The sequence below is a fragment of the Komagataeibacter saccharivorans genome (genome assembly GCF_003207825.1).
In the GTDB taxonomy this organism is placed as follows: Bacteria; Pseudomonadota; Alphaproteobacteria; order Acetobacterales; family Acetobacteraceae; genus Komagataeibacter; species Komagataeibacter saccharivorans.
Genome location: NZ_NKTY01000015.1, coordinates 20,234 through 39,176 on the forward strand (window position 1 = coordinate 20,234; position 18,943 = coordinate 39,176).

17 protein-coding genes are annotated in these 18,943 nt (G+C 65.5%); 9 read left to right on the forward strand and 8 right to left on the reverse strand.

Annotated elements, in window-relative coordinates:
* The 3 genes from CFR79_RS09735 to hrpB form a co-directional block, all read right to left on the reverse strand.
* The gene (locus CFR79_RS09735) at positions 1-681 is read right to left on the reverse strand and encodes a winged helix-turn-helix domain-containing protein (protein ID WP_102325606.1); all 681 of its coding nucleotides are present in this window, start codon (positions 679-681) and stop codon (positions 1-3) included.
* A gap of 31 nt (positions 682-712) precedes the next feature.
* Positions 713-1,861, reverse strand: a complete 1,149-nt coding sequence (locus CFR79_RS09740) for a S1C family serine protease (protein ID WP_181417412.1) — start codon at positions 1,859-1,861, stop codon at positions 713-715.
* Between the two features lie 115 nt (positions 1,862-1,976).
* Positions 1,977-4,535, reverse strand: coding sequence for an ATP-dependent helicase HrpB (gene hrpB / locus CFR79_RS09745; RefSeq protein WP_181417413.1), 2,559 nt, complete (start codon positions 4,533-4,535; stop codon positions 1,977-1,979).
* A gap of 95 nt (positions 4,536-4,630) precedes the next feature.
* Here hrpB and CFR79_RS09750 point away from each other — a divergent pair, with 95 nt between their 5' ends.
* Complete coding sequence (locus CFR79_RS09750; protein WP_110547809.1) at positions 4,631-6,718, forward strand: protein-disulfide reductase DsbD family protein; 2,088 nt, start codon at positions 4,631-4,633, stop codon at positions 6,716-6,718.
* Positions 6,719-6,761: 43 nt separating this feature from the next.
* On the opposite strand, the gene CFR79_RS09755 is transcribed toward CFR79_RS09750, so the two are convergent.
* The 5 genes from CFR79_RS09755 to CFR79_RS09775 all read right to left on the reverse strand — a co-directional run bounded on the left by CFR79_RS09755 (position 6,762) and on the right by CFR79_RS09775 (position 11,309).
* Positions 6,762-7,691 (reverse strand): hypothetical protein, encoded by a 930-nt coding sequence (locus CFR79_RS09755; RefSeq protein ID WP_110547784.1) that lies wholly within the window; start codon positions 7,689-7,691, stop codon positions 6,762-6,764.
* A 101-nt stretch (positions 7,692-7,792) separates the two neighbouring features.
* Positions 7,793-8,755, reverse strand: coding sequence for an Hsp33 family molecular chaperone HslO (hslO, locus tag CFR79_RS09760; protein WP_181417414.1), 963 nt, complete (start codon positions 8,753-8,755; stop codon positions 7,793-7,795).
* Positions 8,756-8,800: 45 nt separating this feature from the next.
* Entirely contained in the window at positions 8,801-9,121 is a 321-nt protein-coding gene (locus tag CFR79_RS09765; RefSeq protein WP_110547786.1) for a hypothetical protein, read from the reverse strand.
* Positions 9,118-10,104 carry an ornithine carbamoyltransferase gene (gene argF / locus CFR79_RS09770; RefSeq protein WP_110547787.1) on the reverse strand — a complete coding sequence of 329 codons (987 nt, stop codon included), beginning with the start codon at positions 10,102-10,104 and terminating at the stop codon, positions 9,118-9,120. Before argF ends, CFR79_RS09765 begins: the two co-directional genes overlap by 4 nt.
* Positions 10,101-11,309: an aspartate aminotransferase family protein gene (locus tag CFR79_RS09775; RefSeq protein ID WP_110547788.1), complete on the reverse strand. Its 1,209-nt coding sequence runs from the start codon at positions 11,307-11,309 to the stop codon at positions 10,101-10,103. The genes argF and CFR79_RS09775 overlap by 4 nt, the downstream gene beginning before the upstream one ends.
* Before the next feature lie 290 nt (positions 11,310-11,599).
* Here CFR79_RS09775 and CFR79_RS09780 point away from each other — a divergent pair, with 290 nt between their 5' ends.
* The 8 genes from CFR79_RS09780 (at position 11,600) to ileS (ending at position 18,939) form a co-directional block, all read left to right on the forward strand.
* Complete coding sequence (locus CFR79_RS09780) at positions 11,600-12,241, forward strand: regulatory protein RecX (RefSeq protein ID WP_110547789.1); 642 nt, start codon at positions 11,600-11,602, stop codon at positions 12,239-12,241.
* On the forward strand, positions 12,238-12,690 hold the full coding sequence (locus CFR79_RS09785; protein ID WP_102325613.1) for a CHAP domain-containing protein: 453 nt from the start codon (positions 12,238-12,240) through the stop codon (positions 12,688-12,690). The genes CFR79_RS09780 and CFR79_RS09785 overlap by 4 nt, the downstream gene beginning before the upstream one ends.
* A 132-nt stretch (positions 12,691-12,822) precedes the next feature.
* Positions 12,823-13,068, forward strand: a complete 246-nt coding sequence (locus CFR79_RS09790) for a twin-arginine translocase TatA/TatE family subunit (RefSeq protein ID WP_162900433.1) — start codon at positions 12,823-12,825, stop codon at positions 13,066-13,068.
* A 46-nt stretch (positions 13,069-13,114) separates the two neighbouring features.
* Positions 13,115-13,738 (forward strand): methylthioribulose 1-phosphate dehydratase, encoded by a 624-nt coding sequence (locus CFR79_RS09795; protein WP_174234100.1) that lies wholly within the window; start codon positions 13,115-13,117, stop codon positions 13,736-13,738.
* Positions 13,735-14,277: a 1,2-dihydroxy-3-keto-5-methylthiopentene dioxygenase gene (locus CFR79_RS09800; RefSeq protein ID WP_102325616.1), complete on the forward strand. Its 543-nt coding sequence runs from the start codon at positions 13,735-13,737 to the stop codon at positions 14,275-14,277. Before CFR79_RS09795 ends, CFR79_RS09800 begins: the two co-directional genes overlap by 4 nt.
* Positions 14,278-14,300: 23 nt before the next feature.
* Positions 14,301-15,017 carry an acireductone synthase gene (gene mtnC, locus CFR79_RS09805; protein ID WP_102325617.1) on the forward strand — a complete coding sequence of 239 codons (717 nt, stop codon included), beginning with the start codon at positions 14,301-14,303 and terminating at the stop codon, positions 15,015-15,017.
* A complete protein-coding gene (locus CFR79_RS09810) occupies positions 15,014-15,973 on the forward strand; it encodes a bifunctional riboflavin kinase/FAD synthetase (RefSeq protein ID WP_110547791.1) in 960 nt (319 codons plus the stop codon). Before mtnC ends, CFR79_RS09810 begins: the two co-directional genes overlap by 4 nt.
* A 92-nt stretch (positions 15,974-16,065) precedes the next feature.
* Entirely contained in the window at positions 16,066-18,939 is a 2,874-nt protein-coding gene (gene ileS, locus CFR79_RS09815) for an isoleucine--tRNA ligase (RefSeq protein ID WP_102325619.1), read from the forward strand.
* Positions 18,940-18,943 lie beyond the last annotated feature (4 nt).

Below are 18,943 nucleotides of genomic sequence, written 5' to 3' on the forward strand. Positions count from 1 at the left end.
CTATTCCGCACGCAGCATGTACCCGGCATTGCGGATGGTATGGATCAGCGGGGTATCGAACGGCTTGTCCACCTTCTGTCGCAGGCGCGAGACATGCACGTCGATCACATTGGTCTGCGGGTCGAAATGGTAGTCCCACACGCCTTCCAGCAGCATGGTCCGGGTCACGACCTGCCCCGCGTGGCGGGTCAGGTATTCCAGCAGGCGGAATTCCCGTGGCTGGAGATCGATCTTGCGCCCCGCGCGGCGCACCGTGCGCGACAGCAGGTCGATTTCAAGGTCCGCCAGTTCCAGCTTGGTCTGCGGCGCGGTTTCGGTCCGGCCACGGCGGCCCAGCGCTTCCACCCGCGCCAGCAGTTCGCTGAAGGCGAAGGGCTTGGTCACATAGTCGTCCCCCCCCGCCTTGAGGCCCTGCACGCGGTCATCCACATCCGCCAGCGCCGAAAGCAGCAGGACGGGGGTGGCATTGTTCTGCGCGCGGATGGTCTCGAGCAGGCGCACCCCGTCAATGCCACCGGGCAGCATGCGGTCGAGTATGATCAGGTCGAACTTCTCGCTCACGGCCATGAACAGGCCATCCTTGCCGTTATCGGTCAGTTCGACCAGATGTCCGGCTTCCTTCAGGCCCTTGGCCACGAAATTGCGGACGGTGGGATCGTCCTCGACTACAAGTATATGCACGTTGCCTCACGTCGTTTGGGGCGGGGATCGTTCAGTCTTCCGGGTCCTCGTCGGGGCGGTGGCCGACACAGGCGTTCAGTCCCAGTATCTCATGATGGCGACGGATATGCAGTACCACCGTGGATTCAGGCTGCTTTGCCGCGATGGAGCGGATCAGCATGCGTGATGTGTCAATCGGTTCGTCATTCACCGCGATGATGACATCCCCAATATGCAGGTGCGCCTTCATCGCCGGGCCGTCACGGTCGATGCCGACAATCTGCACACCACCATGCCCCGGCCCGTCAGCCAGCGTAACCCCCAGCCACCCCCGGTCAATGCGGCCCTTGCGGCGCAGTTCCTCTACAATAGGGGCCACGATTTCCGATGGCAGCCCGAACCCGATCCCGACCGATCCCCCGGTGGGGGAGACGATGGCCGTATTCACCGCCACCACCTGCCCGCCCAGATTGAATGACGGTCCCCCTGAATTGCCGGGATTGATGGGCGCATCGATCTGGAAGAAATCGTCAAACGGGCCGGTGCCGATGTCGCGCCCGCGCGCGGATACGATACCCGCCGTAACCGATGAACCCAGCCCGAACGGGTTGCCTGCGGCCATGATCCAGTCGCCGATATTGACCAGCCTGCTGTCGCCCCATGGCACGAATGGCAGGGGACGGGGGGCACGGATCTGGATGACCGCGATATCCGTCAGGTCGTCGCTGCCAACGAGTTGGGCGGGATATTCAGCGCCATCGGCCAGCGATACGGTAATCTGGTCCGCGCCGCCGACTACATGCGCATTGGTCACGATCACGCCGGTGGGGTCGATCAGGAAGCCCGAACCCGCCCCCAGCATTTCTTCCCCATGGGCGCGCATCCGCTCGCGGAAGCGGTGTTCGAATGGCGTGCCCTTCACGCTGGGGGGCAGGGGCTGGTGACCGGGGGCCTGTCGGCTGTCCTGTGCCGACTGGGAAACGGCGATGTTCACCACCGCCGGACCAACCTGGCGTACCAGCGGCGCGAAGGTCAGCGGCCCGGACGAGACGACCGGCGCCACCGGCGCGGCAAACAGTGACGGGGTCGGCTGTGGGGCGGGTGATGCCACACCCTGCGCGCAGGCCGCCACAGTCTGCATGGTCAGGCCGGGAATGCCCAGCAGCAGTACCGGTAGCAGGCGGGAAGCCGGGCGGTGCATGGCGGTCGGTATCCATGTGGGGCGGCAGGAACAAGCATTCATGATGGGCCATGTTATCTTAAAAAAGCGGCAATGCCATGTCTGCATACCCTCATGTCGGGAAATGCATGCCGATTTATGGGTTCCGCCCGTGCCGTGGCGGGGGTGGAGACGCTGTTGCCGGGTTTTCCGGCCAGTCGTGCCGGGGATAGCGACCGCGCATGTCACGGCGCATATCCGCCCATGACCCCGCCCAGAAACCGGCCAGATCGGCGGTAATGGCCTGTGGTCGGCCCGCCGGTGACAGCAGGGCGATGCGCAGGTCCAGCCGTCCGTCCGCTATGCGTGGTGTCTGGGTCACGCCGTAGAAGGTCTGTGCCCGTGCGCTGGCGACCGGCACGGGTTGCAGGTAGTCCACCGCCGCCCGTCCGCCGGGCAGTTCCAGATGGGCGGGCAGCATCCGGTCCAGCCATTTCAGTGTCGCATGGTCCATCGTGGCGCGCAGCATGGCCAACAGGTCCATTTCCCCCAGTACCGACAGGCGGCTGACCCCCGCAAGCCATGGGGCCAGCCATGTTCCGGTCGTTCCGGCCAGGGCTGCGTCCGACAGGTCAGGCAGATCGGGACGGTCCAGCCGGGTCCGGGCCAGTTCCACACGCGCCTGAAGCTGGCGGCAGGCATCGGTCCAGTTCAGTGTGGCGGCAAGGTTCTGCGCCGCCTGTGCGCATAGCAGGCTGGATACTTCCTCCGCGCTGGCTGTGACGGTACGGTCGCGCAGCACGAGATTGCCCAGCCGGAGCCTGCGGCGCGCCAGCACGCTGCCGGTGGTGGTGTCCAGCGTGGTCTCGACCTGTTCCTTCGCACGCGCCAGCACGCTATCGGGCAGCGCGTCGCGGTCCAGCGGGGCGGCCAGACAGATTTCCGCCGCCTTGCGCACATGCATGCCCGCGACCGCCAGCAGGCCGTGCCGGGCCAGTTCATCGGTTTTGGACAGGCGCGCGCTCCCCCCGCCTGCAAGGCGGAAGGAGCCGACATCCCCGCGCGACTGCGCCACGCGGTCGGGAAAGGCGGCTGCGATCAGGGCCGCGCAGTCACCCTGTGCCACAATATCGCGGCCCAGCCCCAGCCGCCTGCGATACTGTCGGGCGGCGTGGCGGATACGTGACAGGGCGGCGCGGTCGGCATCGGGGTGATCGCCTCCTGCCAGCAGGTCAAGGCGCAGGCGGATATCGGCGGGAGCCGGGGGAGGCGCGCCGCGCGCGGGCCCCGCCGGGCGGCGCGGGCGCAACGGGTCGCGTTCTTCCAGCAGGGCGGCAATATCGGCGGCCAGCGCGCATTCGCCGGGACCGCGGGCAGCCAGCATCATGGCGGCAAGGCGCGGATGGGCGCCTAGGCTGGCCATGCGTGTGCCCTCCGGGGTGATGCGGGCGTCATCATCCAGCGCCCCCAGCGCCTGAAGCAGGCTGCGCCCGGCCTCGAACGCGCCATTGGGGGGCGTATCGGGGAAGGGCAGGTCAGCGGGGTCCGTTCCCATCGCCTCCTGCCACGCGGCGGTATCGAGCCGCAGGCCGGTCAGTTCGGCTTCCATCATTTCCGGCTGGTCATGCGGCGGCATGGCGCGGGTTGTCATTTCCGTCCACAGACGGATGGCGATGCCCGGCGCGACACGTCCCGCACGTCCGGCGCGCTGGGCCGCCGCCGCGCGGGAAATGCGTACCGTATCAAGCCGCGTCAGTCCCGTGCCGGGGTCCAGCCGCGGCACACGGCGAAAACCGCCATCCACCACGATGCGTACACCGGGCACGGTCAGCGATGTCTCGGCAATGGAGGTGGACAGGATCACCCGCCTGCGCCCCTGCGGGTGCGGGGTCAGGGCCAGATCCTGCTCGGCGGGGGGGAGTTCACCATACAGCGGAAGGACATCCGCATCCACGCCCGCAAGCGCGCTACGCGCACGCAGGATTTCACCCACGCCCGGCAGGAAGGCAAGGATATCGCCCGCTTCCTCGGCCAGGGCGGTGCGGATGGCGGCAGCCATGGCATCGGGCAGATCCCGGCGATGGACCAGATCGCGCCGCGCGTGGCGGATATCGACCGGAAACATCCGGCCTTCGCTTTCCACCAGTTCGGCACCCATGCGCTGCGACAGGGCGGCACCGTCCATCGTGGCGGACATGGCCACCAGCCGCAGGTCGGGCCGCAGGCTGCGCTGAAGGTCCAGACAGAAGGCAAGGGCGGCATCCGCATCGACGGAGCGTTCATGGATTTCATCAAAGATGACGCAGGCCACCCCATCCAGCGTGGGGTCCGACAGCAGGCGGCGGACCAGCAGCCCTTCGGTAATGACTTCAATACGCGTGCGCTCCGACGTCGCGCCATCCAGTCGCGTGCGGTAGCCCACCAAGCCACCCGGCTGTTCGCCCACCAGTTCGGCCATGCGCTGGGCGGCGGCGCGCGTGGCCAGTCGGCGGGGTTCCAGCATGACGATCCGCCCGTCCTGCCGCCATGGGGCGTCCAGCAGGGCCAGCGGGACCAGCGTGGTCTTGCCCGCACCGGGCGGCGCCACCAGAACGGCGTTGGATGTGCGCGCAAGGGCCGCCTTCAGCGCGGGAATGGCGCTGGATACCGGCAGGTTTTCCCCTGCGGCGGACAGAAGGGGCGCAAGTCGGTTTTGCAAGGTGGGATCGAAAGCCATATCCTGATCTTATGGCGTCCGGCATGGTAACGGGGCAATCCTTGGCATGATGCCGGGACGCGTTTTTCTTTCCTTTCTTTCCGGTGGAGTCTGCTGTGCCCCTTCTGTGGCTTGTGTCGATCCTGTGCACGCTGCTTGCCGTAGCGCCCGTGGCCCATGCCGCGCAGAGCGCGCCGGTAACAACCACGCGCTCCACCGCAACCCTTGTCACCGATGATGACAGCTACATGCCCGGCCGTGCGCTGCATGTGGGGCTGATGCTGCACCTTGCACCCGGCTGGCATACCTACTGGATCAATCCCGGCGATGCAGGGGATGCGCCTACCGTGTCCGTCACTGCGCGGGGCGGCGCGAGCGGGCAGGCCAGCACCATCGAATGGCCTACCCCCCGCGTGCTGCATGACGGGCCGCTGACCTCCTACGCCTATACCGGGGATGTGCTGCTGCCGGTCACGCTGTCCCCTGCGCCGGTGGAAGGCAATGATGGTGCGCTTACCCTTGATGCCGAGGCCGACTGGCTGGTCTGTGCCGCCGTCTGTGTGCCCGAACATGGCACCTTCAGCCTGACCCTGCCGCGCGGTGAGCCTCATCCCTCGGCGCAGGCGGCCGATTTCGCGCGGGCTGCCGCCAGCAGACCGGTGCCCTCGCCTTTCGCGGTGACGCTCTCCTCCACAGGAACCCTGCAGGTCGCGGGCAGCGGGCTTTCCGCCGATGCGGTAAGGGCGGCGTGGTTCATGCCCGAAACGGCGGGGGCGATCGATCAGGATGCGCCGCAGGCCGTGGCGGTGCGCGATGGAATTGTGCAACTGGCCCTGCATCCGGGGCCGGAATTCCATAACGGCACGGGTCTGTCCGGCATTGTGGTGCTGCGCGATGGCATGGGCCGCGAGAGCAGCCTGCGGGTACAGCCCGCACCCGGAGATGTCCGCCCCATTGCGCAGCAGGGTAACGACGTGACACGCATCGCGGTCCTGCTGGCCATGGCCTTCGCGGGGGGGCTGATCCTGAATCTAATGCCCTGCGTATTTCCGGTGCTGGCGATGAAGGTGCTGGCGCTGGAACGCATGGCGCGCGGGGAACGCAGGGCGGCCCTTGCCGGGGCCGGGGCGTATGCGGCGGGCGTTGTGGGGTCTTTTGTGGTGCTGGGCGGCTGTATCGCGGCCCTGCGGGTTGCGGGGCAGCAGGCAGGATGGGGGTTCCAGTTCCAGTCCACCGGCTTTGTCATCACGATCTGCCTGCTGCTGTTTGCGGTCGCCCTTAACCTGCTGGGTGTCTTTAACATCGGCATGCGGCTGGGCTCGCTGGGTAATGCCCTGCCTGCCCATATGGGTGATTTCCTGACCGGGGTGCTGGCGGTTGTGCTGGCCTCGCCCTGTACCGCGCCGTTCATGGGGGCGGCGGTAGCGGGCGCGCTGGCTGCGTCACCGGCAACGGGGCTGCTTATTTTTGCATCCCTCGGGCTGGGACTGGCGGCACCCTACCTGTTACTTGCCGCCATGCCGGGTCTGCTGGGCTGGCTGCCGCGTCCGGGCGCATGGATGGAAACCGTGCGGCACCTGCTGGCGCTGCCGGTGCTGGCGACCTGTGTATGGCTGGGATGGGTCGCATGGCTGGAAGGTGGCAGCGACGGACTTGTCCTGCTTGGGGTGGGGCTGGTGCTGGTTGCGGCTGGCTGCTGGTGCCTGCGCATGGCTGGTCATGCGGATATGCGTGAAGACGGGGTGCATCGCGCCGGATTTTACCGGGCTGTGGCGGTTCTTGCCCTGCTGGTGGCGTTCGTGGGTGGGGGTGTGCTGCCTCTGGCCGCCATGCATGAGCACGGTGCGAACAGGGTAGCCGATGGCAGTTCGGCCTTTTCTCCTGCACGGCTGGCACAGTTGCGCGCGCAGGGCCGTCCCGTCTTTGTGGACATGACGGCCGCGTGGTGCATTTCATGTCTGGTCAATGAACGCGTCGCCCTGTCCAGCCATGCCGTGCAGGCGGCGTTTGCGCAGCGCGGAATTGTTTACATGAAAGGCGACTGGACCCGGCGGGACGCCGATATCACGGCTTTCCTGCACGATCATGGTCGTGATGGCGTGCCGTTCTATGTCTATTATCCTGCGCATGGGGCGGAGGTGATCCTGCCGGAAATCCTGTCGCCTGGCATTGTCCTGCGCATGACCGGATCGGATGGCGGATAAGGAAACGGGGACGGATGATCCGCCCCCGCCCGTCTGTATGATGTCAGTTGGCTGTGCCGGATGTGGTACTGCCCGGCAGGGTCAGCGTGCCCGGCGGGGGCGAACGGAGCTGGCTGCCTTTGGTCGTCTGTGTGGTTGAACCCGTATCGTCGGACGGATAGCCCGCGGGGAAGATGGCATCCGGCCCGTCATCTCCCCTAGGGACGGGTTTTGCTGTCGTCTGGGTTGTTGTGGTGGTAGCGGAAGACGGAGTGCTGTCCGTCGGTCCGCCGCCCAGTGTTACGGAATTACTGTAGGGTGCGACCGCGCCAGAAACCGGTGCGGCGGGGGTGGCTGTTTCCGCACCATCCAGCGGCTGGGCCGCGACGCTGCCGGGCACCGGTGGCGTGACCAGCCAGTTGCCCAGATTGTTGCGGATCTGGTTTTCCAGTTCCACGCTCATGTCCTGCAACATCATGTCGGTCAGGGCATTCAGGTTTTCCGGCGTGTCGGTATTGCCGCTTTTCGTTTTCGGGTCATAGGTCCGCGTGACCTGCGCCACGGCATAGCCCGTGCTGCGCCCATCGGCGGAGGTTACATCCAGATGCACGTTCAGTTGCCCGTCCAGCAGGCCGCCGGGCTGGTGCAGGATGGAGGCCCGGTCGATCGTCAGCACGCCCTGTCCCCCGCTGCCCGAGGCAATCAGCCTGTCATGCGCCATCTGCCGCAGCGACTGGTCCGGCGGAAAGGGCGCGCGCGCCGACAGGTCGCCCGGCACTATGCCCGGCTGTCCCCGGTCCACGATGGAGATGGAGGCGACATTCAGATGCAGCGGCGGCTGACTGCTGAACTGTGGCGGGGCAAAGGTGGTGGTGGGGCGGCTGTCCGCATGGTCGCAGGCGGACAGGGCCATAAGGGGCAGGCTGGCCGCCAGCGCGATACGCAGGCTGCGGCGTAACGGAAGGAGCGAAAGCGGCGAACGGTTCGGTCGCATGAAATATATCCCGATGACGGCTGGCGCGTGCGGCGCGGTCGGTAGATCAGGGGTATGACCGTGCCACGATCCGCGCCGGGCGCAAAGGGGCAGGTGGCTTTTCAGGCCACCTTGCCGCTGATCTCGTCGCGCTGGAAATGGAAACTGTGATTGCAGAAAGAACAGTTCATGCTGATCGTTCCTTCCTTCGCCATATGGTCCAGATCATCCAGCGAGAATGTTTCCAGAAGACCCGACAGCCGCGCGCGGGAGCAGCGGCAGCCAAACGCAAGGGCTCGGGGCTGCCCCACGATCAGCCCTTCCGCATGGAACAGGCGATACAGCAGGTCGGCGGATGAAAGCCGGTCATCCAGCACTTCACGCGCGCTCAGCGTCGTGGCCAGCGTTGTGGCGGTTTCCCACGCATCATCGCCCTGTTCGGCGCTGAGGGTGGTTTCGATGCCACCGGCCGTGGCGATCTTTTCCATCACCAGCGCACCCGCGCGCCAGCCCTGTTCGGTCTTTCCACAGAACAGCCGGACCCAGCAGGCATGCTGTTCGCTGGTAGCGAAGTAATGCGTCGCCATGTCGGACAGGCTTTCGCCCGTCATTTCGACGATACCCTGATGGATGTCGGTGTCCGGTCCCTGATCGACACTGAAGGCGATATAGCCCTTGCCCAGCAATTCACCCGCCGTGGGGTTCGGGTTGGTCCTGAGCAGTGCAGCCACCTGTTCATCATCGGAACGGGCGTGAAAACGCAGCGCGCCCGAATCCGTGCAGTCAGCCACCAGCAGGCTGACCGGGCCATCGCCCTTGGCCTGAAGGGAGAAGGAACCCTGGAATTTCAGCGAGGAGGCAAGCGCCGCCACCAGCGCAAGGGCTTCCCCCGCCAGTTGCAGCACGGCATCGGGATTGTCGTGGCGCGTCAGCAGGGTATCGGTCAGCACGCCGGGCCGGACAAGGCGGCCGCGAACGGGGCGCTGGTCCAGATAGAATGGCACGACGCCCTGCGGCACGACCAGATCGGGCGTGTCAGGACGGCTGGAATCCAGAAAGGCGGGAGAGGAGATATTGGAAGTCATGGCAGAAACCCGCGGCAGCGCGCCCGCGTGACGGGCGCGGAATAATCACAGATTGGCGGTAATGTCCGCCTCCAGCGCCGCAAGGCGCTGGTCGAGGTCCTTGACCTGCGCTGCGGGCAGCAGACCGTTCTCACCTATCGCGGCGATCGCGCGCAGGCGGCAGCGGTCATGTTCCATGTCCAGATCCTGCGTGCGTCCCGCGCCCGCAAGGCAGTCGAGATAGCCATCGCGTATCGCATCAAGGCGGGTATCGGTAACGGGCAGGGCGGCAAAGATGTCGCGCACGCTCTTTTCCGCCCAGCCGGGAACTTCCGGCGTATCTTCGGTCGCGGTCGGCAGGGCGGGCTGTTCAGCCGGTCCGGTCATGCCGTGGGCTCCTTTCCATATTGCTGCCAGTCCTCGCCACACAGCGCCCAGACAAGAATGCCCTTTTGCGCGTGCAGACGGTTCTCGGCCTCGTCAAACACAACGGAATGCGGGCCTTCAAACACGCTTTCCGTCACCTCTTCCCCGATATGGGCAGGCAGGCAGTGCAGGAAAAGGGCGTCGGGGGAGGCATGCGCCATAAGCGCTGCATCAACACGGTAGGGTTCGAACGCATTCAGCCGCTGGTCGGACGCCTTGTCGGACATGCTGACCCATGTATCGGTAATGATCGCATCCGCACCCGCCACGGCGGCCACGGGGTCGGTCGTGACCGTGATATCCGCCCCCTTGCTGCGTGCCCATGCCACGGCCGCGGGGCTGGGTGCGTGGGTCGGGGGCGTGGCCAGACGCAGGCGGTAGCCGAACAGGGCCGCCGCCTCGATAAAGGATGTGGCGACATTGTTGCCATCGCCGACCCAGGCCAGCGTGCGGCCGGTGATCGGGCCGCGATGCTCCTCGAACGTCATGATGTCGGCCATGATCTGTACCGGATGCGAATCCGGCGTCAGGCCGTTGATGACCGGCACGCTGCTCCACCGCGCAAGCTGGCGCAGGTTTTCCGTCTTGCCGGTGCGCAGCACGATGGCGTCGACAAAACGCGACAGCACGCGGGCGGTATCGGCAATGCTTTCCCCCCGGCCCAACTGCATGTCCGATGGCGCAAGCAGGATCACGTTGCCGCCAAGCTGCTGCATGCCGACTTCAAACGACACGCGCGTCCGGGTGGATGGCTTGGACAGCATGAGCCCGAGTGCCCGCCCACGCAGGGGCAGGGCGGGGTGCAGCGGGCGCGCGCGCTTATGCTGCATGCGCTTGATGCCCACGGCCACATCCAGAATGGTGCGCAGGGTGGAGGCGTCCAGATCCTTGAGGTCAAGGAAATGGCGGGGGATCAGGGTATCGGGTGACTGAAGCGCGTTCATGCCACATTCTCCGGCTTGGCCGTCGCGGCCAGATGGGCACGCACGCGCTGCGCGGCCCGGTCCAGCATGGACAGCGCGTCCGTGCAGTCGGCTTCGGTTACGGTCAGGGGGGGCAGCATGCGCAGCACGTTGTCGCCAGCCGTGACGCTCAGCATGCCTTCCGCAAGGGCGGCATTCTGCACGGTGGCCACATCGGCCTTGCATTTCAGGCCGATCAGCAGGCCAAGCCCGCGCCGCCCGGTAAAGATGTCAGGATGGGTGGCCACCAGCCGGTCAAAGCCCGCGTCAAGCTGCGCCGCCCGGTCACGCACGTCCGCAAGGAAGCCGGGCGCAAGCAGGATGTCCAGCACCGCATTGGCGGCGGCGCATGCCAGCGGGCTGCCGCCAAACGTGGTGCCATGGCTGCCCGGCGTCATGTGCCTTGCAATGGTTTCGGTCGTAAGCACCGCCCCCATGGGGAAGCCCCCGGCGATGCCCTTGGCGGTGGACAGGATATCGGGCGTGATGTCCGACCATTCATAGGCGAACAGACGCCCGCTGCGGCCCATGCCGGACTGGACTTCATCCACGCCCAGAAACAGGCCGTATTCATCACATGCCGCCCGCAGTTCCTGCATGAAGCGCGGGGTGGCGGCATTGATGCCGCTTTCGCCCTGCACCGGCTCGACCATGATGCCTGCGGTTTCCGCCGTAATGACGTCACGCACGGCGTTCATGTTGTTCAGCGGCACATGATCGAAGCCCTCGACCCGCGGGCCGAAGCCGTCAAGGTATTTGGGATTGCCCGTGGCCGACAGTGTCGCAAGCGTGCGCCCGTGGAATGCGCCATTGAAGCAGATGATGCGCGTGCGCTCGGGGTGGCCGGACTTGGCCTGCGCGCGGCGGATCATCTTGATCATGCCTTCATTGGCTTCCGCGCCGGAATTGCAGAAGAAGGCGGTGTCCGCAAAGCTGTTGGCGACAAGCCGCGCGGCCAGCCGTTCGGCCTGCGGCACGCGGTACAGGTTGGACACGTGCATGACGCGCTGCGCCTGCTGCGTGATCGCGTCCACCAGATGCGGGTTGTTATGACCGACCGAGGATGTGGCTATGCCCGATCCGAAGTCCAGGAATCGTCGTCCGTCCACCGTGTACAGCCAGGCACCTTCGCCGCGCTCGAAAGCGAGGTCGGCGCGATTGTAGTTTGGCATCAGGGCGGGAATCATGGATTGGCCTTGCAACTTCGGTTCAAAGAAAAAGGATGGCGGGTTCAGAAACGAAAACGGCCCACCGCCGAGGGGGTGGGCATATTTCTTTCCCGATTTTCCAGATCATGCGCGGATGCGATTCGCACGGCATCCGGCTGCGCATTTTGACCCGGAAGCGCAAGAGAATATGGGCCACGGGGGCGAAATGCAACCTTAACCCCGTTTTCCCCTGTGTTTGCGCCATGGCTGCCATCCGCCAGCCTGCCGGGTATGGGCGGGGACGGCCGGATTGTGGCACAGTGCCGGTTATGGTGGCCCGTTCTTCCCGTTCCGCTCCCCGCCCGCTTCCGCCCGCCCCGGATGGCGCCGTGCTGCGCGCGGTCGCGCTGGCATATCTGGCGCGCTTTTCCGCCACGCGGGCCGCTGTGGAACAGACACTCGTGCGGCATGTGGACCGCTGGGTCCGTCGCGCCATCGCCAGTGGCATGGAAGTGGATGCGGCCAGCCAGGCCGTCATGCCCGCCCGTGAGCTGATCCCGGGCATCGTTGCCGACATGGAAGGGCTGGGCGCGGTGGATGATGCCCGTTTTTCCGAATTCCGTGCCCGTTCCCTTGCCCGTGCCGGACGATCGCGCCGCATGGTCGCGGCCCATCTGGGCGCGCGCGGCGTGGATGAGGCCACGGCAGGGCAGGCGATGGAGGAAGCGCTGGGCGCGCGCGACGGGGAAGGACGCGAGACGGAACTGGCGGCGGCGCTGGTATTCGTGCGCAAGCGTCGCGCCGGGCCATTCCTGCGCCCCGATGCGGATGAAGATGAAGCCGCGCAGCGCTACCGGCGTGCGATGGACGCCATGGCGCGGGCGGGGTTTGCCCGCGATACCGCGCGGCAGGCCCTTGATATGGATGTGAGTGAGGCGGAGGACAGGATCATGCGCATGAGGTCGGCATGAAGGCCGTGCTGGCGCGGGCGGTGGCGGGTGGCCTGCTGCTGTCGCTTGCGGCCTGCGCGGGCGGGGGATGGCACGGGGCGGTGCAGTGCGCGCCCTATGCGCGTGAGATCACGCATGTCCAGCTTAGCGGGGATGCGGCGTCATGGTGGGGACAGGCGCGGGGCCGTTATCCACGCGGCAGTGCGCCCGCGCCCGGCGCCGTGCTGGTGTTCCGTTCGACGGGCCGGCTGCCTGCGGGGCATGTGTCGGTCGTGCGCGCGGTTCGCGGCCCGCGGGAAGTGCTGGTGGATCAGGCCAACTGGGTGCCGGGCCGAATCGGCCACGGTGAACCGGTGGTCGATGTATCGGGGCGCAATGACTGGTCGCGGGTGAAGGTTTGGTGGTCCCCCATTCACGATATGGGTAAAACCGTCTATCCTGCATATGGATTTATCCTGCCGACGGGTTGAACGGGCCGACATGGGTGCTTGCATATCATGGGGCGTCCCCTCACATAGGCGGAGTAAGGGCAGGTCGCCTGCCGTATCGGATGGCGGGCGGAAAACGGCATTTTGCGTCATGGACGCGGATTGGGGAATGCAATGGGTAGCTTGAGCTGGGGACATTGGCTGATCGTGCTGGCCGTGGTGCTGGTACTGTTCGGCGGCGGCGGCAAGATCAGTTCGCTCATGGGCGACATGGCGCGCGGGATCAAGTCGTTCAAGAAAAACATGGCTGATGACGCGCCGGATGCCCCGGTTCCGACGGGCCACATCCAGGGACCGGGCAAGGAAACGGACGCCTCCTTTACCGAAAGCCCGCAGCGTTCCGCCAATAACGCGAAATGACAGGGGCCGCGTCCGTGCATGACACGGCGCGTGGATGAAGGGTCTAATGGATAAAGCAGTGTTTCCCGCAGGCGCTTACTGTCGGGCGGTAGAGGGGATTATTGCCGCGGGCCAGCGCATGGACCGCCATGGCTGGGTTCCGGCCACCGCGGGCAATATCAGCATCCGCCTGCCCGATGGCAATCTGGCCATCACCCGTTCCGGCGGCCACAAGGGGCTGCTGGGGGCCGATGGGGTGATCGCGGTGGACATGGCGGGGGTACCTCTCAACGCAGGTGACCGTCCCAGTGCCGAAACCCTGCTGCATTGCCAGATTTATGCCCATGACCCGCAAGCCGGTGCCGTGCTGCATGGGCATTCCGTCGCCTCTACCGTGCTGTCGATGCTGGGCGGTGACGCGCTGGTGCTTGAAGGTTACGAAGTCCAGAAGGTCTTTGCCGGGCAGACGACGCATGATGCCCGCGTGCATGTCCCCATATTCGACAACGATCAGGATATTGCCCGCCTCTCCCGCGTCGTGGCCCCGCATCTTGATGGCATGCGCGCGGGCTATATCATTCGCGGGCATGGGGTCTATGTGTGGGGGGCGGACATGGACACCGCCCTTGCGCGCCTTGAGGGGCTGGAGTTCCTGCTGGCCTGTGAACTGGAAAAGAGGAAATTCGGATGAGCGTCCTCGATGTCTATGCCGATAACAATCCCGGTACCGCCATCATCCACCTGACCGATCCCGCGCGGATTGCAGGCGAGCTTGCAGCCATCGGCGTGCGCTTCGAACGGTGGGACAGCCCCGTCGTTCCGCCGCGCGATGCGCCGGAAGCCGAGGTGCTTGCCGCCTATCGGCCCTATCTTGACCAGTTGATGGGGGAAACGGGGGCCGGTTCGGCCGATGTGCTGCGCGTTGGTCCCGATACCGAAGGCTGGGCGCAGGCGCGCAGGAAGTTCCTGTCGGAACATGTCCATAGCGAGGACGAAGTCCGTTTCTTCGTGCATGGTCAGGGGAATTTCATTCTGCACGTGAATGACCGTGTCTATAATGTGTGCTGCACGGCGCGTGACCTGATTTCGGTCCCGGCGGGCACGCCGCACTGGTTTGACGGCGGGACCACGCCCGATTTCGTGACCCTGCGGATTTTTACCAATACCGATGGCTGGATTGCCCAGTATACCGGAAGTGACATCGCGGCCAGCTTCAGCCCCGAAGCCTGAACCGTATTGAGGGAGATGAGAACGTGACCCAGGCCACGCAGCCGCCCGTCCGTGCGGTGCTGCTGGATATTGAGGGAACGACCATACCGGTTTCCTTCGTCCATGACATCCTGTTTCCCTATGCGCGCAAGGCGCTGCCTGAACTGCTGCGCAGTCATGGCGATGACCCCACCGTTCAGGCGCAGATAGCAGAAATCGCCCGTCTGGCCCCCGGCGTGGCCCCCCTGCGCCAGCTTGAGGCATGGATGGATGCGGATGCGAAGGTCGCGCCGCTCAAGGCATTGCAGGGCATGGTCTGGGCGCAGGGTTATGCCGATGGCGCGCTCAAGGCCACGCTGTATCCCGATGTGGTGCCAGCCCTGCGCTGCTGGGCGGCGGCAGGGCTGGCGCTGGCGGTCTATTCCTCCGGTTCCGTCGCGGCGCAGAAGCTGATCTATGGTCATACCACCGAAGGCGACCTGAGCAGCGTGTTCGTGGGTTTTTACGACCTGCAGATGGGCGGCAAGCGCGATGCGGAAAGCTATCGCCGCATTGTGGATGATGCGCGGTGGAATGCGGGTGATGTCCTGTTCCTGTCCGATGTGGTGGCCGAACTGGATGCCGCCGCCAGCGCTGGCTTGCGCACCTGCCAGATCGCCCGGCCCGAGGACGGAACCCGGCCCGGAACCACCCATCCGGTCGCCGTGACGCTGGCGGAGGTGGCCGCCCGCTTCGGACTGCCGCATCCGGAGGCGGTATGAAGGCGCATCTGCATACGGACTGGCGCAATATTCCCGATGCCGCGCGGGGCGCCGTCGCGGCACTGGGCAATTTTGACGGGGTCCATCTGGGGCACGCCCACCTGCTTCATACGCTGCATGCGGCCCGTCCCGATCGGGAACTGGCGGTTGTGACGTTCGAGCCGCATCCGCGCGAACTGTTCCGCCCGCAGGACCCGCCCTTCCGGCTGACCCTGCCGCAGGAACGTTTCGCCGCCCTGTCCGCGCTTGGCGTAAAACACGTATTCCAGATCCCGTTCGACCAGACCTTCAGCGCGATGAGCGCGGAAAGCTTCGTGACCCGTGTGCTGCACGAAAGCCTTGGCCTGACCCATATCGCATGCGGCACCGACTTTGCGTTTGGTCACCGCAGGCGGGGCAATGTCGATTTCCTGACCGAACAGACCGAGGAACTGGGCATCGGCCTGACCGTGGCCCCGCCGCTGGCCGATGCGCTGGGGCCTTATTCCTCCAGCCGTATCCGCAGGCTGCTGCAGGATGGTTACCCCGAACGCGCGGCGGAGGAGCTGGGCCGCCCGTGGTCGATTCGCGGCGTGGTCCAGCATGGGGACAAGCGCGGTCGGCTGCTGGGCTTTCCCACGGCCAACATAGCCCTGGGCCGTCATCTGGAACCCGCGCGCGGGGTCTATGCCGTCAGCGTGCGCATGGCCGATGGCACGGTATGCCCCGGTGTCGCCAATATCGGTCGCCGCCCCACCATCAATGACGGGCAGGAAAGCAGGCTGGAAGTCCATCTGCTGGGCTTCTCGGGCGATCTGTATGGGCAGACGCTGTCGGTTGCGCTGCATACGCTGCTGCGCGCCGAACGCCGCTTTGACGGGCTGGACGCCCTGAAAGAACAGATCGCGCGGGATTCGGAACAGGCGACAGCCTACCTGTCGGCCCACCAGTTCGGCACCATTGTGTCCAGAACTTGACCACCCGCCTTTGCGGTCCCCATAAGGTTGCCCTGCGCGCGGGCCGGTAGCGGTCCCGTATGCTTCCCCTTGCCAGAAGAACAGAACAGGCCATGTCCGAGTCAAAACCACAGGATATCTACCGGGAGACGGTCTTCCTGCCGACCACTTCCTTCCCCATGCGGGGCAACCTGCCCAAGCGGGAGCCGGAGATTCTGAACGGATGGGAAAGCGGGAAGCTGGATGAAACGCTCTTCGCCCAGGCGCAGGGGCGTGACGTGTTCATGCTGCATGACGGGCCACCCTACGCCAACGGCCACCTGCACATCGGCCACGCGCTGAACAAGATCCTCAAGGACGTGATCAACCGTGCCCACCGCATGGCGGGATACGGCATACACTACGTGCCGGGCTGGGACTGTCACGGCCTGCCGATTGAATGGAAGATCGAGGAAGAATACCGCAAGCGCGGGCAGGACAAGGATTCTGTGCCGGTCCTGCAGTTCCGTGCCGAATGTCGTGCCTATGCCCAGAAATGGCTGGATACGCAGGCCAGCGAATTCCGCAGGCTGGGCGTGCAGGCGGAATGGGCGAACCGCTACGCCACCATGGATTTTTCATCCGAGGCGGCGATTGCGGGTGAAATCGGCAAATTCCTGCTCAACGGCCTGCTGTACCGTGGTCTGCGCCCGGTCATGTGGAGCCCGGTTGAAAAAACCGCGCTGGCCGAAGCCGAGATCGAATACCGCGATCATGAATCCACAGCCATCCATGTGGCTTTCCCCTTCGTAACCGATCCCACGCCCGCCCACGCGCTTCAGGACGTGGCGGCGGTGATCTGGACCACCACGCCGTGGACCATCCCCGCCAACCGCGCCATCGCCTATGGGCCGGACATCACCTATGCCGTGGTCCGCGTCGATGGCGTGGGCGAGGGCGCGATGCTGGAACCCGAAGCCCGCGTGCTGGTGGCTGAAGACCTGATCGGTCCCTTCTGTGAGGCTGCGGGCGTTACCGCCCATCATGTGCTGTACACCCTGCCGGGCAGCGCGCTGGAAGGGGCTGTCTGCGCCCATCCGCTGCGGGGTCAGGGTTATGATTTCGATGTGCCGCTGCTGCCTGGCGAGCATGTCACAACCGAAGCGGGCACGGGCCTTGTCCACACCGCCCCCGCGCATGGCGAGGACGACTTCAACCTTGGCCGTGCCCATGGGCTGGAAATCACCGAACTGGTGATGGATGATGGCCGCTATGCTGACTGGGTGCCGCTGTTTGCGGGTGGTCATGTGTTCAAGGCGGCTGAGCCTGTATGTCAGGCGCTGGCGGAAGCCATGCAGCGCGCCGTAACGGATGGCACCGCGCCGTGCGGTCTGGTGGCACGGGCCACACTGGTCCATTCCTACCCGCATTCATGGCGTTCGCGTGCGCCGATCATCTATCGCGCCACCCCGCAGTGGTTTATCCGCATGGATGGCGAAGGCCACCTGCGCGACCGTGCGCTTGCAGCGCTGGACAAGGTGACGTTCGTGCCCGCGCAGGCGCGCAACCGCCTGACATCCATGGTGGCGGGCCGCCCGGACTGGTGCATCAGCCGCCAGCGCGCCTGGGGCGTGCCGATTGCCGTGTTCGTGGAAAAACGGACGGGTGAGGTCCTGCGCGATGCAGATGTCATGGCGCGTATCGTCGCGGCCTTCCGCGCCGAAGGGGCGGATGCGTGGTACAGTTCCCCCGCTTCACGCTTCCTTGGCGATGGCCGCAACCCCGACGATTACGAACAGGTGTTCGATATCGTTGACGTGTGGTTCGAAAGCGGTTCGACCCATGCCTTCGTGCTGGGCCATGGCGACATGAAGTTCCCTGCCGACCTGTATCTGGAAGGTTCGGACCAGCATCGCGGGTGGTTCCAGTCCTCCCTGCTCGAAAGTGTCGGCACGCGCGGCGTCGCCCCCTACCGGGCGCTGGTGACGAACGGCTTCGTGCTTGATGAGCAGGGCCGCAAGATGTCCAAGTCTCTGGGCAATGTCATCGCCCCGCAGGACGTGAATGACAGCATGGGGGCGGATATCCTGCGCCTGTGGGTCATGAACTCGGACACGAATGAAGACCTGCGTATCGGCAAGGAAATCCTAAAGCAGCAGGGTGAGCTGTACCGCCGCCTGCGCAACACGCTGCGCTGGCTGCTGGGTGCGCTGGACGGCTTTACCGAAGCCGAGCGCGTGCCCTATGCCGAACTGCCGGAACTGGAACGCTGGGTCCTGCACCGCATGTCCGAACTGGGCGGTCTTGTGGCCCGAGCGGTGGAAACGCATGAATGGGTGGGCGTCTATCCCGCGCTGCACGGTTTCTGTGCAGCCGACCTGTCCGCCTTCTATTTCGACGTGCGCAAGGATACCATCTACTGCGATGGCCGCTCCAGCCTGAAGCGCCGTGCGGCGCGTACGGTGCTGGACCACCTGCATCGCTGCCTGTGCACATGGCTTGCCCCCGTTCTGGTCTTCACGGCGGAAGAAGCCTGGCTGGCCCGTCCGGGTAATACCGAAAGCGTGCATCTGCAGTCCTTCGTGGACATGCCGACCGAGTGGAACGATCCCGCGCTGGGCGACCGCTGGGCGATGCTGCGTGGGGTGCGCCGCATCATCACCACCGAAATCGAGAGCGCGCGGCGCGGCGGGATGGTCAAGTCCTCCCTTCAGGCAGCCCTTGAGCTGCCGCTGTCCGAGGCGGAAGCCGCGCAGTTCGAAGGCGTGGACTGGGCCGAACTGACCATCGTGTCGCAGGCGGAAGTCAGCATCATTGCCGGTGCGGGTTCGATCTATCTGGGTCAGGACGAAGCACAGGAAGGCACGCCGCACGGTATTCCCACCATCAGCGTGGCGGAAGGCCATAAATGTGCGCGCTGCTGGAAGGTGCTGGAAGAAGTCGGTCAGGACGAGAGCCATCCCGAACTGTGCCTGCGCTGTGTCGATGTGGTGCAGGGCAAGGCGTAGGCGC

Coding starts and splice junctions, on each gene's coding strand:
- CFR79_RS09740 (WP_181417412.1), bottom strand. CDS start 1,861: ATGCACCGCCCGGCTTCCCGCCTGCTACCGGTACTGCTGCTGGGCATT.
- hrpB (WP_181417413.1), bottom strand. CDS start 4,535: ATGGCTTTCGATCCCACCTTGCAAAACCGACTTGCGCCCCTTCTGTCC.
- CFR79_RS09755 (WP_110547784.1), bottom strand. CDS start 7,691: ATGCGACCGAACCGTTCGCCGCTTTCGCTCCTTCCGTTACGCCGCAGC.
- hslO (WP_181417414.1), bottom strand. CDS start 8,755: ATGACTTCCAATATCTCCTCTCCCGCCTTTCTGGATTCCAGCCGTCCT.
- CFR79_RS09765 (WP_110547786.1), bottom strand. CDS start 9,121: ATGACCGGACCGGCTGAACAGCCCGCCCTGCCGACCGCGACCGAAGAT.
- argF (WP_110547787.1), bottom strand. CDS start 10,104: ATGAACGCGCTTCAGTCACCCGATACCCTGATCCCCCGCCATTTCCTT.
- CFR79_RS09775 (WP_110547788.1), bottom strand. CDS start 11,309: ATGATTCCCGCCCTGATGCCAAACTACAATCGCGCCGACCTCGCTTTC.
- CFR79_RS09780 (WP_110547789.1), top strand. CDS start 11,600: ATGGTGGCCCGTTCTTCCCGTTCCGCTCCCCGCCCGCTTCCGCCCGCC.
- CFR79_RS09785 (WP_102325613.1), top strand. CDS start 12,238: ATGAAGGCCGTGCTGGCGCGGGCGGTGGCGGGTGGCCTGCTGCTGTCG.
- CFR79_RS09790 (WP_162900433.1), top strand. CDS start 12,823: ATGGGTAGCTTGAGCTGGGGACATTGGCTGATCGTGCTGGCCGTGGTG.
- CFR79_RS09795 (WP_174234100.1), top strand. CDS start 13,115: ATGGATAAAGCAGTGTTTCCCGCAGGCGCTTACTGTCGGGCGGTAGAG.
- CFR79_RS09800 (WP_102325616.1), top strand. CDS start 13,735: ATGAGCGTCCTCGATGTCTATGCCGATAACAATCCCGGTACCGCCATC.
- CFR79_RS09810 (WP_110547791.1), top strand. CDS start 15,014: ATGAAGGCGCATCTGCATACGGACTGGCGCAATATTCCCGATGCCGCG.
- ileS (WP_102325619.1), top strand. CDS start 16,066: ATGTCCGAGTCAAAACCACAGGATATCTACCGGGAGACGGTCTTCCTG.